General features: G+C 60.5%; 15 protein-coding genes. 9 read left to right on the top strand and 6 right to left on the bottom strand.

Annotated features, from left to right (window positions below; genetic code table 11):
* Positions 1-31 precede the first annotated feature (31 nt).
* The 3 genes from BFQ01_RS03970 to tldD are packed head-to-tail and all read left to right on the top strand — an operon-like array spanning position 32 to position 6,203.
* Positions 32-3,847 (top strand): YhdP family protein, encoded by a 3,816-nt coding sequence (locus BFQ01_RS03970; protein WP_065924300.1) that lies wholly within the window; start codon positions 32-34, stop codon positions 3,845-3,847.
* A gap of 48 nt (positions 3,848-3,895) precedes the next feature.
* A complete protein-coding gene (locus BFQ01_RS03965; RefSeq protein ID WP_065924299.1) occupies positions 3,896-4,744 on the top strand; it encodes a carbon-nitrogen hydrolase family protein in 849 nt (282 codons plus the stop codon).
* A gap of 16 nt (positions 4,745-4,760) precedes the next feature.
* Positions 4,761-6,203, top strand: a complete 1,443-nt coding sequence (gene tldD, locus BFQ01_RS03960) for a metalloprotease TldD (RefSeq protein WP_065924298.1) — start codon at positions 4,761-4,763, stop codon at positions 6,201-6,203.
* 44 nt (positions 6,204-6,247) lie between these two features.
* Here the strand turns inward: tldD and yjgA are convergent, their stop codons facing one another.
* Complete coding sequence (gene yjgA / locus BFQ01_RS03955) at positions 6,248-6,769, bottom strand: ribosome biogenesis factor YjgA (RefSeq protein WP_017138246.1); 522 nt, start codon at positions 6,767-6,769, stop codon at positions 6,248-6,250.
* A gap of 108 nt (positions 6,770-6,877) precedes the next feature.
* On the opposite strand from yjgA, the gene pmbA reads away from it, so the two are divergent.
* The 6 genes from pmbA to BFQ01_RS03925 all read left to right on the top strand — a co-directional run bounded on the left by pmbA (position 6,878) and on the right by BFQ01_RS03925 (position 12,132).
* Positions 6,878-8,224: a metalloprotease PmbA gene (gene pmbA / locus BFQ01_RS03950; RefSeq protein WP_065924297.1), complete on the top strand. Its 1,347-nt coding sequence runs from the start codon at positions 6,878-6,880 to the stop codon at positions 8,222-8,224.
* A 147-nt stretch (positions 8,225-8,371) separates the two neighbouring features.
* A complete protein-coding gene (locus BFQ01_RS03945) occupies positions 8,372-8,767 on the top strand; it encodes a hypothetical protein (protein WP_027604820.1) in 396 nt (131 codons plus the stop codon).
* Positions 8,760-10,136, top strand: coding sequence for a class II fumarate hydratase (locus BFQ01_RS03940; protein ID WP_065924296.1), 1,377 nt, complete (start codon positions 8,760-8,762; stop codon positions 10,134-10,136). The genes BFQ01_RS03945 and BFQ01_RS03940 overlap by 8 nt, the downstream gene beginning before the upstream one ends.
* A 27-nt stretch (positions 10,137-10,163) precedes the next feature.
* The gene (locus tag BFQ01_RS03935; protein ID WP_024073462.1) at positions 10,164-10,592 is read left to right on the top strand and encodes a hypothetical protein; all 429 of its coding nucleotides are present in this window, start codon (positions 10,164-10,166) and stop codon (positions 10,590-10,592) included.
* A 1-nt stretch (position 10,593) separates the two neighbouring features.
* Positions 10,594-11,205, top strand: coding sequence for a superoxide dismutase (locus BFQ01_RS03930; RefSeq protein ID WP_065924295.1), 612 nt, complete (start codon positions 10,594-10,596; stop codon positions 11,203-11,205).
* 33 nt (positions 11,206-11,238) lie between these two features.
* Positions 11,239-12,132 (top strand): ZIP family metal transporter, encoded by an 894-nt coding sequence (locus BFQ01_RS03925; RefSeq protein WP_065924294.1) that lies wholly within the window; start codon positions 11,239-11,241, stop codon positions 12,130-12,132.
* A 23-nt stretch (positions 12,133-12,155) separates the two neighbouring features.
* Here BFQ01_RS03925 and BFQ01_RS03920 read toward each other — a convergent pair whose 3' ends face one another.
* The 5 genes from BFQ01_RS03920 to BFQ01_RS03900 all read right to left on the bottom strand — a co-directional run bounded on the left by BFQ01_RS03920 (position 12,156) and on the right by BFQ01_RS03900 (position 15,654).
* Positions 12,156-12,428, bottom strand: coding sequence for an HPr family phosphocarrier protein (locus tag BFQ01_RS03920; RefSeq protein ID WP_027604815.1), 273 nt, complete (start codon positions 12,426-12,428; stop codon positions 12,156-12,158).
* A 16-nt stretch (positions 12,429-12,444) separates the two neighbouring features.
* Positions 12,445-13,302, bottom strand: coding sequence for an RNase adapter RapZ (gene rapZ / locus BFQ01_RS03915; RefSeq protein WP_027604814.1), 858 nt, complete (start codon positions 13,300-13,302; stop codon positions 12,445-12,447).
* 2 nt (positions 13,303-13,304) lie between these two features.
* On the bottom strand, positions 13,305-13,769 hold the full coding sequence (gene ptsN / locus BFQ01_RS03910; RefSeq protein ID WP_065924293.1) for a PTS IIA-like nitrogen regulatory protein PtsN: 465 nt from the start codon (positions 13,767-13,769) through the stop codon (positions 13,305-13,307).
* Between the two features lie 10 nt (positions 13,770-13,779).
* Positions 13,780-14,085: a ribosome hibernation-promoting factor, HPF/YfiA family gene (gene hpf / locus BFQ01_RS03905; protein ID WP_027604812.1), complete on the bottom strand. Its 306-nt coding sequence runs from the start codon at positions 14,083-14,085 to the stop codon at positions 13,780-13,782.
* 75 nt (positions 14,086-14,160) lie between these two features.
* The gene (locus BFQ01_RS03900; RefSeq protein ID WP_065924292.1) at positions 14,161-15,654 is read right to left on the bottom strand and encodes an RNA polymerase factor sigma-54; all 1,494 of its coding nucleotides are present in this window, start codon (positions 15,652-15,654) and stop codon (positions 14,161-14,163) included.
* Positions 15,655-15,823: the final 169 nt, after the last annotated feature.

Genomic DNA, 15,823 nt, shown 5'->3' with positions numbered 1-15,823 from the left:
AGTCCGACTACTGCCTTGAGGGTCGCCTGACATGGAGCGTCTGACACGCTTTTTTGCCGCTTTGACCCGTTGGGGCCTTGGGCTGTGCGCCTTGCTGCTGGTGTTGGCGGCGGTGTATGTGAGCCTGGGGCGTGAATTGACCCCGCTGGTGGCCGAATACCGCGCGGAAATCGAAGCCAAGGCCCAGGCTGCGGTGGACATGCCTGTGCACATCGGCAGCCTTGAAGGCCGCTGGAGCGGTTTTGCGCCCGTGTTGCTGGCCCACGACGTAATGGTCGGCGAGGGCAGCAGTGCCTTGCGCCTGGACCAGGTCGAAGTGGTGCCGGACATGTGGGCCAGCCTGATGGCGCGCGAAGTGCGTATTGCGCACCTGGAAGTCAGTGGCCTGCAACTGAGCGCCAAGGAAGACAAGGACGGCCATTGGGCGCTGCAAGGCTTGCCGATACAGGACGACCAGCCGCTGGACCCGGAGCAATTGCTCAAGCGCATGCAGATGGTCAAGCGCGTATCGCTGCTCGACAGCCAGGTCACCCTGCAACCGTTCGACCAAGCGCCGCTGACCCTGACGTATGTGGGCTTGAGCCTGCACACGGGCGTCACCCGCCAGCGCCTGGACGCTCGCCTGACCTTGCCCGACGGCCAGCCCCTTGCCCTGAGCCTGCGCAGCCGCATTCGCGCGAGCCAGTGGAAGGACGCTGAAGTCGAGGCCTACCTGAGCCTGCCGCAGAGCGACTGGGCCAAGTGGATCCCCGCCAGGCTGACCCAGCAGTGGAAACTCACGCAGTTCAAGGCCGGCGGTGAGTTCTGGCTGAACTGGGGTAAAGGCACGGTGCAAAGTGCGGTCGTGCGCCTCAACTCGCCGCAGGTGAAGGGCAGCTACGCCGAACGCAAGCCGGTGCATATCGAAAACCTTGCACTCACGGCCTATCTGCAACGCAGCGATACCGGCTTGAAGGTGTTGTTTGATTCCCTGGCGATGAACCTGGGCGAGACCCGATGGGAATCGCGCCTGCAATTGCAACAGACCCTGGCGACCGACAAGGACCAGGAAGCCTGGAAGCTGCAGGCTGACCGCCTTGACCTGACCCCCATCACACCGTTGCTCAACGCCCTGGCGCCGCTGCCGGAAGGCGTCGCCAAGACCGTCGAGCACCTGAAGGCCACCGGCCTGCTGCGTAATGTGCTGGTGGATTTCCGTCCTCAAGACACCACCGATCAAAAAGTCAGCTTTGCCGCCAACCTGGAGCGGGTCGGGTTTGACGCCTACTTCGGTGCGCCGGCCGCACGCAACGTTTCCGGCAGCATCAGCGGCGACCTGGGCCAGGGCGAGTTGCGCATGGACAGCAAGGATTTTTCCCTGCACCTCGATCCGATCTTCGCCAAGCCCTGGCAATACCTCCAGGCCAATGCACGCCTGACGTGGAAGCTGGATAAACAAGGCTTCACCCTGATCGCCCCGTATATCAAGGTGCTGGGGGAAGAGGGCAAGATCGCCGCCGATTTCCTGATTCGCCTGCATTTCGACCATAGCCAGGAAGACTATATGGACCTGCGGGTCGGTATGGTCGATGGCGATGGACGCTTTACCCCTAAATACCTGCCGGCCGTACTGAGCCCCGCGTTGGATGAGTGGCTGCGCACGGCAATTCTCAAGGGCGCGGTGGACCAGGGGTTCTTCCAGTACCAGGGCTCGCTGAACCACGACGCATTGCCGGCCGCGCGCAATATCAGCCTGTTCTTCAAGGTGCATGACGCCGAACTGGCGTTCCAGCCGGGTTGGCCCCATGTGAACAAGGTCAATGGTGAAGTGTTTGTCGAAGAGACGGGCGTACGCATCCTGGCCAGCAAGGGGCAGTTGCTCGACACCAAGGTCAAGGACGTCTACGTCAATATTCCCCACGCGCCGTCCGGCAAGGAAAGCCATCTGCTGCTTACCGGTGGTTTTGCCGGTGGCCTGGGTGATGGGCTGAAGATTCTCCAGGAAGCGCCAATTGGTACGGCCTCCACCTTCGCCGGCTGGAAAGGCGAGGGAGACCTGCAGGGCTCGCTGGATCTGGACGTTCCGCTGGTCAAGGGCATCGAGCCCAGGATCGTGGTGGATTTCCAGACTGACAAGGCACGCCTGCAATTGGCGGAACCGCCTCTGGACCTGACGCAGCTCAAGGGTAATTTCCGCTTCGATAGCGCCAAGGGCTTGAGCGGCGAAAAGATTACCGCCCAGGCATTTGACCGGCCGATCACCGCGCAGATCTTTGCCGATGGCAAGCCAGGCAATATCAGCACCCGTGTCGCTGCCAAGGGGCAGGTGACGGTCAAGCGTCTGACGGATTGGTTGAAAGTCAGTCAGCCGTTGCCGGTGTCCGGTGATATTTCGTATCAGTTACAGCTCAACCTGGACGGTGCCGACAGCCAACTGATGGTCAGCTCCAACCTCAAGGGCGTTGCGGTGGACTTGCCGGCGCCGTTCGGCATGCCGGCCAGCCAGGGACGTGACAGCGTATTCCGCATGACCTTGCAGGGGGCTGAGCGCCGCTACTGGTTTGATTACGGTGAGTTGGCCAACTTCACCTTTGCCGCGCCGCCGGACAAACTCAATGACGGCCGTGGCGAGTTGTTCCTTGGCGATGGCGATGCCGTGCTGCCAGGCGCCAAGGGCTTGCGCATCCGTGGCGTACTCTCGGAGCTGGATATCGACCCGTGGAAAAAACTGGTGAACCAGTATGCTGGCAATGACCCAGGTGGCAGTGCCAAGCAGCTGCTGAGCGGTGCCGAATTCAAGATTGGCAAGCTCACCGGCCTGGGTACCCAGTTCGATCAGGTTAACCTGCAGTTGGATCGAAAGCCCGCTGCCTGGGGCTTACAGTTCGACAGCCAGCAGGCCAAGGGGGCGGTGAACCTGCCGGATGCCAAGGGCGCGCCAATTGCGGTCAACCTGCAATACGTGAAGCTGCCGGCGGTGGACCCGACGGTACAGGCTGATGAAAATGCACCGGACCCGTTGGCCAGTATCGATCCCAAGGATATTCCGGCGCTGGATATCGCCATTGACCAGCTGTTCCAGGGGCCGGACCTGATTGGCGCCTGGTCACTCAAGATCCGGCCAACGGCCAAAGGCCTGGCCTTCAATACGCTGGACCTGGGCCTCAAGGGCATGCAACTCAAGGGCGCCGGCGGATGGGAAGGTGTCCCGGGTGACAGCAGCAGTTGGTACAAGGGGCGCCTGGACGGCAAGAACATCGCCGATGTACTCAAAGGCTGGGGCTATGCGCCCACGGTCACCAGCGAGGATTTCCACCTGGATGTGGATGGGCGGTGGCCGGGTTCGCCGGCCTGGGTCGGGCCTAAACGTTTCTCCGGCAGCCTGGATGCGACGTTCCGTAAAGGTCAGTTTGTCGAGGTGGAAGGTGGCGCCCAGGCGCTGCGGGTATTCGGCCTGCTCAACTTCAACTCCATCGGGCGCCGCCTGCGCCTGGACTTCTCCGACCTGCTGGGCAAGGGCTTGAGTTATGACCGGGTCAAGGGCCAATTGGTCGCCAGCAATGGCGTGTTCGTGACGCGCGAACCGATCACCATGACCGGCCCGTCGAGCAACCTGGAGCTCAACGGTACCCTGGACCTGGTGGCTGACCGTGTCGATGCGAAGTTGCTGGTGACGTTGCCGGTGACCAACAACCTGCCGATTGCCGCGCTGATCGTGGGCGCGCCGGCGATTGGTGGCGCACTGTTCCTGATCGACAAGCTGATCGGTGACCGTGTTTCGCGTTTCGCCAGCGTGCAATACAAGGTGGAAGGCCCATGGAAGGATCCAAAAATCACCTTCGACAAGCCCTTTGAAAAACCAAACTGAGAGCCTGTGGAGTAGCATGGCCCCATGCCTTTTACGGAGTATCGGCCCATGTCCTTTGCAGTAATCCAAATGGTCAGTCAGAGCGATGTGCTGGCCAACCTGGTCCAGGCCCGGCGCTTGTTGGAACAAGCGGCGGCCGGCGGTGCGAAGCTGGCGGTGCTGCCGGAAAACTTTGCCGCCATGGGCCGCCGCGACGTGGCGGATATCGGCCGCGCCGAGGCGCTGGGTGAAGGTCCGATCCTGCCATGGTTGAAACAGACCGCCCGCGACCTCACCTTATGGATAGTGGCTGGCACACTGCCGTTGCCGCCCAAGGATCAACCGCACGCCAAATCCAATGCCTGCTCGCTGCTGATCGATGATCGCGGCGAAGTCGTCGCCCGTTACGACAAGCTGCATTTGTTTGATGTGGACGTGGCGGACGCCCGGGGTCGCTATCGGGAGTCCGATGACTATGCTTTCGGGAGTAACGTGGTGGTGGCGGATACGCCGGTCGGCCGTTTGGGCCTGACGGTGTGCTACGACTTGCGCTTCCCCGAGCTGTACAGCGAGCTGCGCGCGGCGGGGGCTGAATTGATTACCGCGCCCTCGGCCTTTACCGCCGTGACCGGTGCCGCCCACTGGGATGTGCTGATTCGTGCACGGGCCATCGAAACCCAGTGTTACCTGCTGGCGGCCGCCCAGGGCGGTGTGCATCCAGGGCCACGGGAAACCTATGGTCATGCGGCGATCGTCGACCCATGGGGCCAGGTGCTGGCACAACAGGATCAAGGCGAAGCGGTGTTGCTGGCCGAACGCGATAGCAGTGAACAGGCGTCGATACGGGCGCGCATGCCGGTGGTCAACCATCGGCGCTTTTTCTCGCAGGGCGCACAGCGGCCTGCTTCAGAACGATGAATTTAAGGCCAAACCTATGAGCGAGTTGTTGTCCTCAGTCAGTGAACACCTCCTGGCACCCGGTGGCGTGACCATCGAAAGCTTGCAAACCGTGCTCGGCGATCTGGCCGGGCCAGGCATCGATGCCGCCGACCTGTATTTCCAGGGGCAGATCTCCGAGTCCTGGGCCCTGGAAGATGGCATCGTCAAGGAAGGCAGTTTCAATCTTGACCAAGGTGTAGGCGTCCGCGCGCAATCCGGTGAAAAGACCGGTTTTGCCTACAGTAACGCGATCACTCTGGAGGCGTTGGGCCTGGCCGCACGTGCCGCGCGTTCGATCTCCCGTGCCGGTCAACATGGCACGGTACAGGCGTTCAGTACCCAGGACGTGGCGCAGTTGTATGCGCCGGACAACCCCCTGGAAGTGATCAGCCGCGCGGAAAAGGTCGAGTTGCTCAAGCGTATCGATGCGGCCACTCGCGCTCTGGACCCGCGTATCCAGCAGGTCTCCGTGAGCATGGCCGGTGTGTGGGAACGCATCCTGGTGGCGTCCACCGACGGGGGGCTGGCGGCGGACGTACGGCCGCTGGTGCGTTTCAATGTCAGCGTGATCGTCGAGCAGAACGGCCGCCGCGAGCGTGGCGGCCACGGCGGCGGCGGGCGTACCGACTACCGTTACTTCCTCACCGACGACCGTGCCATGGGCTATGCCCGTGAGGCTTTGCGCCAGGCGTTGGTGAACCTGGAAGCCATTCCTGCGCCGGCCGGCACGCTGCCGGTGGTGTTGGGCTCGGGCTGGTCCGGCGTATTGCTGCACGAGGCCGTGGGCCATGGCCTGGAAGGCGATTTCAACCGCAAGGGCAGTTCCGCCTACAGCGGGCGCATGGGCGAGATGGTTGCGTCCAAGCTCTGCACCATTGTCGATGATGGCACCCTGGCCGGTCGCCGCGGCTCGCTGAGCGTCGATGATGAAGGCACGCCGACCGAATGCACCACCTTGATTGAAAACGGTGTGCTCAAGGGCTACATGCAAGACAAGCTCAATGCCCGCCTGATGGGCGTTGCGCGCACCGGTAATGGCCGTCGCGAATCTTATGCGCACCTGCCGATGCCACGCATGACCAACACCTACATGCTCGGTGGCGAAAGTGACCCGGCGGAGATCATCGCCTCGGTGAAACGCGGTATCTACTGCGCCAACCTCGGCGGCGGCCAGGTGGATATCACCAGCGGCAAGTTCGTGTTCTCCACCAGCGAGGCGTACCTGATCGAAGACGGCAGGATTACCGCGCCGGTCAAAGGGGCAACGTTGATTGGCAATGGCCCGGAAGCCATGAGCAAGGTGTCGATGGTCGGCAATGACCTGGCCCTGGACAGTGGTGTGGGCATGTGCGGGAAGGATGGGCAGTCGGTGCCGGTAGGGGTCGGCCAGCCAACGCTGAAAATTGATGCGATCACCGTGGGTGGCACGGGGTCGTAAGGGGGGAGCTTCGGGTGGCGAAGACCGCCACCCGGGGAAGGGCATCAACGCAGGCCGCGTTGAGTCTCGTCCAGCTCACGGATGTATTTGAAGATTTTACGGCTGGTGGCCGGCGCCTTGTTATGCGCCTGCTCGTGCTGGGCCTGACGGATCAGGGAGCGCAGTTGCTGGCGGTCCGCGTCCGGGTAGTCCAGCACGAATTTCTCCAGCACCGCGTCATCGCCCGAGATCAGGCGGTCACGCCAACGTTCCAGGTTATGGAAACGTTCGTTGTACTGGCGAGTGGAGGCATCGGTTTGATCAAGCAAGGCGAGAATGGCGTCAGTGTCCTGATCGCGCATCAGCTTGCCGATAAACATGATGTGTCGTTTACGCGCGATATTCGCGGTGTGCTTGGGTGCGTCCGCAAGCGCCCGGCGCATTTCGTCGGTCAGTGGCAGTTTTGCAATCAAGTCTTTCTTGAGCGTTGTAAGGCGCTCGCCCAGGTCAACCAGAGCATGCAGCTCACGTTTGACCTGGGTTTTGCTTTTCTCCCCATCGAGGGAGTCGTCGTAAGAATCAACCATGGTGGCAGTCCGCAAAGAAACGCCGCCATGATAACCAGTCGGGGGCCGCTTGTCCGGCCCGGTCGCTCGATGGCCTTAGCCGAAAGCAGAATTTGAGTGGAGAAAACCATGAGTGCAGCCCAAAGCGTCGGTCCGCAAGCGTTACCGGCCCTGCAGGAACAAGTCGAGCAGATCCTTGCCGAGGCCAAGCGCCAGGGGGCCAGTGCCTGTGAAGTGGCGGTGTCGCTGGAGCAGGGGTTGTCGACGTCGGTACGTCAACGGGAAGTGGAAACCGTCGAATTCAACCGTGACCAAGGCTTTGGCATCACCTTGTATGTGGGGCAGCGCAAAGGTTCGGCCAGTACGTCGGCCAGCGGTCCGGAGGCCATACGCGAAACGGTTGCCGCGGCATTGGCGATTGCCCAGCACACTTCCGAGGATGAAAGCTCGGGCTTGGCCGATAAGGCGCTGATGGCCAAGGACTTGAAGGATTTCGATCTGTTCCATGCCTGGGACATCACGCCCGAGCGGGCCATCGAGCTGGCGCTGACCTGCGAAGCGGCGGCGTTCGATGCCGATGCCCGCATCAAGAACGCCGATGGCACCACGTTGAACACGCATCAGGGCTGTCGCGTCTACGGCAACAGCCACGGGTTTATCGGCGGGTATGCGTCCACGCGCCATAGTCTGAGCTGCGTGATGATCGCCGAGGCCAATGGCCAGATGCAGCGTGATTATTGGTACGACGTAAGTCGTCAGGGTGAGTTGCTGGCAGACCCGGTCAGCATTGGTCAGCGTGCCGCACAACGTGCCGCGAGCCGCCTGGGCGCGCGCCCGGTGCCGACGTGTGAAGTGCCTGTACTGTTTTCGGCGGAGCTGGCAGGCGGTCTGTTTGGCAGTTTCCTGGGGGCCATTTCTGGCGGCAACCTGTATCGCAAGTCTTCGTTCCTTGAAGGGGCGATTGGCCAGACGTTGTTTCCCGATTGGCTGACCATTGATGAGCGTCCGCACTTGATGCGGGCCATGGGCAGTTCGGCGTTCGATGGGGACGGCCTGGCCACGTATGCCAAGCCGTTCGTCGAAAACGGGGAGCTGGTGTCTTACGTACTCGGCACCTACTCAGGCCGCAAACTCGGCCTGCCAAGCACTGCCAACGCCGGTGGCGTGCATAACCTGTTCGTGACCCATGGCGATGAAGACCAGGCGGCGCTGTTGCGTCGCATGGGACGTGGTCTGTTGGTGACCGAATTGATGGGCCATGGCCTGAATATGGTCACTGGGGATTATTCCCGTGGCGCGGCGGGCTTCTGGGTGGAAAACGGTGAGATTCAGTTTGCCGTCCAGGAAGTGACCATCGCCGGCAACATGCGCGATATGTTCAAGCAGATCGTTGCCGTGGGAAATGACCTGGAGCTGCGCAGCAATATTCGCACAGGCTCGGTGCTGATCGAGCGGATGACTGTCGCAGGCAGCTAATCCCGCTACAGCGGCACAAAAAGGCGCGCCCTCTTACGGAGGGCGCGCCTTTTTTGTGGCCGTGTTTCAGAGGGATTGAGGTGCTACTCTTGTTTTGATTCTCAATATCATTTAATAATAAATATCATTACCGGATGAGTGTGGATCATGAGTTCTGTCCTGCATGAGGATCCTTACCTGGAAAGCTGGCGCTGGATGAGTCGCCAGATTCGCTGTGGTCTGGATCCCAATGAGCCTCGCCTGATCGAACATTACCTCAATGAGGGCCGATACCTGGCGTGCTGTACCGCGACCCATCCGTGGACCATCGCTGAAACCTCATTCCGCCTGCTGATCGACACCGCCAGCGATATTGCACTGCCGTGGCATTGGCGATCCCTGTGTCTGGATCAAGCCTGGCGCCCACTGCGCGACCTGGAAAAACTCTCTCACTGTGCCTGCCGCCTCAAGCGCTGGCAGACCTTTGCCTGGCAATTGGCGACCTGCGAACTGCTTCCCTCCATTTCCGTTTCTGACCTGGTGCAAGGATCTTCCGATGAGTAACACCCGTATCGAACGCGACAGCATGGGCGAACTGCAAGTCCCCGCCGAGGCCTTGTACGGTGCGCAAACCCAGCGCGCGGTGAACAACTTTCCGATCAGCCACCAACGCATGCCGGCGCAATTCATTCGCGCACTGATCCTGGCCAAGGCGGCGGCTGCCAAGGTCAACGTCGACCTCAAGCAGATCAGTGAAGGGCAGGGCAAAGCCATCGTCGATGCCGCCCAAGGCTTGCTCGAAGGCGATTACATGCGGCACTTCCCGGTGGATATCTTCCAGACCGGTTCCGGCACCAGTTCGAATATGAATGCCAACGAAGTGATTGCGACGCTCGCCAGCCGTTTGCTCGGCGAAGCGGTCAATCCCAACGATCATGTGAACTGCGGCCAAAGCAGCAACGACATCATTCCGACCACCATCCATGTCAGTGCTGCGCTGGTGCTGCACGAGCAAACGCTGCCAGCCCTGCTGCACCTGGTGCAGGTGATCGAGCAGAAAGCCGAAGAGGTTCACCCATTCATCAAGACCGGCCGCACGCACCTCATGGACGCCATGCCTGTGCGCATGAGCCAGGTGCTCAATGGTTGGGCCCAGCAACTCAAGGCCAACCTCGGCCATCTGCAAGATTTGCTGCCGAGCCTGCAGGCTTTGGCCCAGGGCGGTACGGCGGTGGGCACCGGGATCAACGCGCACCCGGAATTCGCCGCGCGTTTCAGTCAACAGCTCAGTAGCCTGGCGGGTGTGAAATTCACCCCCGGCAAGAACCTGTTCGCGCTGATCGGCTCCCAGGACACTGCTGTCGCCGTCTCCGGCCAGTTGAAAGCCACCGCCGTATCGCTGATGAAAATTGCCAATGACCTGCGCTGGATGAACTCCGGCCCGCTGGCCGGCCTGGGGGAAATCGAACTGGAGGGCCTGCAGCCGGGGTCTTCGATCATGCCAGGCAAGGTCAATCCAGTGATTCCGGAAGCGACCGCCATGGTCGCTGCACAAGTCATCGGCAATGACACGGTGATCACCGTTGCCGGCCAATCCGGCAACTTCGAATTAAACGTGATGTTGCCGATCATTGCCCAGAACCTGCTCAGCAGCCTCGAGTTGCTGGCCAATTCCAGCCGTCTGCTGGCAGACAAGGCCATCGCCAGCTTCAAGGTCAACGAAGCCAAGCTCAAGGAAGCGCTGTCGCGCAACCCGATCCTGGTCACCGCACTCAACCCGATCATTGGTTACCAAAAGGCCGCTGAGATTGCCAAGAAAGCTTATCAGCAGGGCCGTCCGGTGATTGAGGTGGCCCTTGAGCACACCGACCTGCCCCGTAGCCAACTGGAAGTCCTGTTGGATCCGGAAAAACTCACGGCTGGCGGCGTGTAATCACCGACCCTGCTTTGGAGGCTCACCATGGAGCACTGGAAACGCACGATCGAACGGGCCAATCGCTGCTTTATGCAGGGCGAATTGGTTGACGCTCGCGAGGCCTATCTGCAAGCCCTGGCCCTGGCTCAAGTGCTGTTCGAGCGCTGGGCGAATGCCGACGAAGCAGTGGCGGCCTGCGTCATTTCCCATCACAACCTGGCGGATTTGCACCTGCGCCTGAATCAGCCCGAGGAAAGCGCCGAATACCTCTGCGCTATTCACCAGCGCTTGCTCCAGGCCATGCAGGACGTGCGCCTGAGCCCGCAGCTGCGGGAAGCGGCCCTGCGCCAGAGCAGTAAGACTTACGTCGAACTGTTGAATTTCATCAGCGATCACGGTGAGTACCCGCGCACCCATCGCTTGCTGGGCGGTACTGCGGTGCAGCCGACCACGTCTCAATACGGAGCACATTGATATGACCTACACCTTGCCTGCCTTGCCCTATGCCTACGATGCCCTGGAACCGCATATCGATGCGCAAACCATGGAGATTCACTACACCAAGCACCACCAGACCTACATCAATAACCTCAATGCGGCGGTCGAGGGCACCGAGTTTGCGGGCTGGCCTGTAGAGAAACTGGTGTCCAGCGTGCAGCAACTGCCGGAAAAACTGCGTGCGGCCGTCATCAACCAAGGCGGTGGCCACGCCAACCATTCACTGTTCTGGGCGGTGATGTCGCCTAAAGGTGGCGGCAAGCCCGACGGCGCGTTGGGAAAAGCCGTAGAAGAGCAACTCGGCGGTTTCGACAGTTTCAAGGAAGCCTTCACCAAAGCCGCCTTGACCCGTTTCGGCAGCGGTTGGGCGTGGTTGAGTGTCACTCCGCACAAGACGCTGATAGTGGAAAGCAGCGGCAACCAGGACAGCCCGTTGATGAATGGCAACACGCCAATCCTCGGCCTGGACGTCTGGGAGCATGCTTATTACCTGCGCTACCAGAACCGTCGCCCTGAATACATCAATGCGTTCTACAGCGTCATCAACTGGCCGGAAGTTGCCGCACGCTATCAGGCCGCGTTGGCCTGACATTCACCTCGATAACAAGATCTAAGGCCGACTATGGGCACTGAAACACTGGCGATCAGCAGCGTGCGAATGTTTCGTTATGCGTTTGGCTCGCTGCTGCTATTGGCAGGTACTGCATTGCTGGTGGCCCACGGGCTGGCCTGGCTGGATCTGGAGCCGCGCATCATGCGCGCCTTGCAGGGCGGGGCGATTTGCGCGCTTGGCACGGCGCTGGGGGCGGTTCCGGTCTTGGTGATTCGGCGGATGCCGGTGGCGTTGAGCGATACCTTGTTGGGCTTCGGTGCCGGTGTGATGCTGGCGGCGACCGCGTTTTCGCTGGTCGTGCCGGGAATTGCTGCGGCCGAAGCCCTTGGTCTTTCGCCCTGGGGTGCAGGTGGGCTGATCAGCTTCGGCATCATGCTGGGGGCATTCGGTTTGTATCTGGTGGACCGCAAGGTCTCCGGCGCCAGTCCGGAAATGTTGGTGGGCACACCGGATAAACCGGTGATTCCACCGCGTATCTGGCTGTTCGTGTTTGCCATCATCGCCCACAACATCCCCGAAGGCATGGCGGTTGGCGTCTCAGCCGGCGGCGGCATGCCGGATGCCGATAGCTTGGCCATGGGCATTGCTTTGCAGGATGTGCCCGAAGGTCTGGTCATTGCGCTGGTATTGGCTGGGGCAGGGATGTCGCGGATCAGGGCGTTCCTGATCGGCGCCGCGTCAGGCTTGGTGGAGCCGGTGTTCGCCGTGCTTTGCGCCTGGCTGGTGACCCTGGCCGAGGTGCTGTTACCGTTGGGCCTGGCACTGGCTGCTGGCGCGATGCTGTTGGTGGTCACCCACGAAGTGATCCCGGAGTCGCGCCGCAACGGTCACGAAAAACTCGCGAGCCTGGGGCTGTGCATGGGGTTCTGCTTGATGATGGTGATGGATACCGCCTTGGGGTGAGGCCTCAGCGGGGATAGGGGTTACTACTCACCCTCATCAAAGAAGTTGTTGATCAGCGCTACCAGGGCGTCCATTGCTTCCTGCTCTTGCTCGCCCTCGGTGCTCAAATGAATCTTGGTGCCCTTGCCGGCCGCCAACATCATCATCGCCATGATGCTTTTGCCATCGACCATGCTCTCCGGTGTACGCCCGGCGCGGATCTGGCAAGGGAACTGCCCGGCAATACCGACGAATTTGGCCGAGGCGCGGGCATGCAGGCCCAGCTTGTTGATGATTTCAATTTCCAGAGCGGGCATCGCGGGGGTGTTCCTTTCAGCTAAGGTCGCGGTGGCGAACCTGGACGTTCTTGAGGGTTTGTTGCAGCACCTGGCCCAGGCGCTCGGTCAGGTAGACAGAGCGGTGGTGACCGCCGGTGCAGCCGATGGCAATGGTGACATAGGCTCGGTTGCTCGCAGCAAAGCGCGGCAACCATTTGAGCAGGTAGCTGGAAATGTCCTGGAACATCTCCTCCACATCCGGTTGCGCGGCCAGGTAATCGGCCACAGGCTGATCCAGCCCCGACTGGTCGCGCAGTTCCGGCTTCCAATAAGGATTGGGCAGGCAGCGCACGTCGAACACCAGGTCGGCATCCACCGGCATGCCACGCTTGAAACCAAAGGACTCGACCAGAAATGCAGTGCCAGGCTCCGGCTGGTTCAGCAGGCGTAGCTTGATGGCATCGCGCAACTGGTACAGGTTGAGGCTGGTGGTGTTGATCTTGAGGTCAGCGAGGTCAATGATCGGCCCGAGCAGCTTGGTTTCATCCTCGATGGCTTCGGCCAGGGAGCGGTGTGGGCTGCTGAGGGGGTGACGTCTACGGGTCTCTGAGAAGCGCTTGAGCAGGGTTTCTTCGTCGGCGTCCAGATATAGCACATCGCAATGAATGTGTTTGGCACGCACCTCTTCGAGCAATTCCGGAAAACGCGTGAGGTGGCTCGGCAGGTTGCGGGCGTCAATCGAAACGGCGACCAGAGGTTGTGCCAATTCGGTATGGATCAGTGCCCGCTCCGCCAATTCCGGGAGCAGGCCGGCGGGCAGGTTGTCGATGCAATAGAAGCCGTTGTCCTCAAGGACGTTGAGGGCGGTACTTTTACCCGAGCCGGAGCGGCCGCTGACGATGATCAAACGCATGATTACTGCCCGTTTTGCTCATCCAGGACAACTTGATACAGCGCCTCGTTGCTACTGGCACTGCGCAGTTTGTCGCGTACTTCCTTGCGGTCGAGCATGCTTGCGATCTGCCGAAGCAGTTCCAGGTGTGCATCGGTGGCGGCCTGTGGGACCAGCAGAACAAACAGCAGGTCTACCGGGGCGCCGTCGATCGCGTCGAAATCTATAGGTGCGTCCAGGTGCAGCAGGGCGCTGACAGGTGACTCGCAGCCTTTGAGGCGGCAGTGGGGAATGGCGATGCCGTTGCCAAAACCGGTGGAGCCGAGTTTTTCACGGGCAATCAGAGCCTCAAAGACATCTTGCATCTCCAGTTCAGGCACTTGGCTGCTGATCAGGTTGGCAATTTGTTCGAGGGCTTTCTTCTTGCTGCCGCCCGGCACGTTCACGAGGGAACGGCCGGGGGTCAGGATGGTTTCAAGTCGGATCATGGGGGGAGAGTTAACGACCTGTGCCCTGAAGCAGGCTCAGATTCTTTTCCTTATGCTTTTTGAGTTGGCGGTCAAGCTTGTCTGTGAGCAAGTCGATTGATGCATACATGTCTTCATGTTCGGCATTGGCGACCACTTCTCCACCGGGTATCTGAAGAGTCGCTTCGATTTTCTGCTGAAGCTTGTCGACCTTCATGATGACCTGCACGTTGGTGATCTTGTCGAAATGACCCTCAAGCTTCCTCAGCTTCTGCTCGACGTAGTCGCGTAGTGGAGGGGTGACTTCTACATGGTGTCCACTGATGTTGACTTGCATACAGCTTCTCCTTCGTTGCCAGTGCATAAAGCGGCGGGTAGGAATACCCACCACTGGAACGCTGTGGCCCGCCCGTCACATCAAACGCTTACGCTCGCTGGAAGGCGCGATCCCAAGGGACTCGCGGTACTTGGCGACGGTTCGACGGGCGACCTGAATGCCTTGTGCCTCCAGTAAACCAGCGATCTTGCTGTCACTCAACGGCTTTTTCTGATTTTCCGCAGCAACCAGTTTTTTGATGATTGCGCGGATCGCCGTGGACGAGCATTCGCCGCCTTCGGATGTGCTGACATGACTGGAGAAAAAGTATTTCAGCTCATATATGCCCCGTGGGGTATGCATGAATTTTTGTGTGGTCACCCGGGAAATCGTCGATTCGTGCATGCCCACCGCTTCTGCGATGTCGTGCAGGACCAGCGGTTTCATCGCCTCGTCACCATATTCCAGGAAGCCGCGCTGATGCTCGACGATCTGGGTGGCCACTTTCATCAGGGTTTCGTTGCGGCTCTGCAGGCTCTTGATGAACCAGCGCGCTTCCTGCAACTGGTTGCGCATGAAGGTGTTGTCGGCGCTGGTGTCGGCACGGCGCACAAAACCGGCATATTGCGGGTTGACCCGCAGGCGCGGCACCGACTCCTGGTTCAGTTCCACCAACCAGCGCTCGTTGTCCTTGCGCACGATCACGTCGGGAACGACGTATTCGGCTTCGCTGGACTCGATCTGCGAGCCTGGACGCGGGTTGAGGCTTTGCACCAGCTCGATGACCTGGCGCAGGTCGTCTTCCTTGAGCTTCATGCGCCGCATCAACTGGCTATAGTCGCGGCTGCCCAGCAGGTCGATATAGTCGGTGACCAGGCGCTGGGCCTCGGCGAGCCATGGGGTCTTGGCGGGCAGCTGGCGCAGTTGCAGCAGCAGGCATTCGCTCAGGGTGCGGGCACCGATGCCGGCGGGCTCGAACTGTTGGATGCGGTGCAGGACCGCTTCGATTTCGTCCAGCTCGATGTCCAGTTCCGGGTCGAAGGCCTCGAGAATCTCTTCGAGCGTCTCGTCCAGGTAACCCTGGTTATTGATGCAGTCGATCAGGGTCACGGCGATCAGGCGATCGGTGTCCGACATCGGCGCGAGGTTCAGTTGCCACAGCAGATGGCTCTGCAGGCTCTCGCCGGCGGAAGTGCGGGTGGTGAAGTCCCACTCGTCATCGTCATTACTGGGCAAGCTGCTGGCGCTGGTCTGGTAGACGTCCTCCCAGGCGGTGTCCACCGGGAGTTCGTTGGGAATGCGTTCGTTCCAATCGCCTTCCTCAAGGTTATCCACCGTGGGGGCGGTTTCCTGGTAGGAGGGTTCCTGTACGTCGGAATTGGGTTTTTGCTCGATGTTGTCGGCCAATGGGTCTGCATTATCGAAGTCGTCGCCTTCTTCCTGGCGTTCGAGCATCGGATTGGACTCCAGGGCCTCCTGGATTTCCTGTTGCAGGTCCAGGGTCGACAATTGGAGCAGGCGGATGGCCTGTTGCAGCTGCGGTGTCATCGTCAGCTGCTGGCCCATTCTCAGGACTAGCGATGGTTTCATGGCAGGGGCTTAACACCTTATTCGCCGGCGCAATGCGCCATCCACGACAGGGCGCGTGAGCGCCAAACATAAGCAAATTATATGCCTGATATCGGGGGCTTTGCCTAGAGCGCGGTAACAATAAAAATCCGGAGGTTTTCATTGACTCCCGCGCGTCGGGCAAACGACC

Origin of the sequence: Pseudomonas sp. 8 R 14 (assembly GCF_900005955.1) — a bacterium.
Lineage (GTDB): Bacteria > Pseudomonadota > Gammaproteobacteria > Pseudomonadales > Pseudomonadaceae > Aquipseudomonas > Aquipseudomonas marginalis.
The sequence above is the reverse complement of the archived record's forward strand: the minus strand, read 5'-3'. Positions and strand labels throughout refer to the sequence as shown.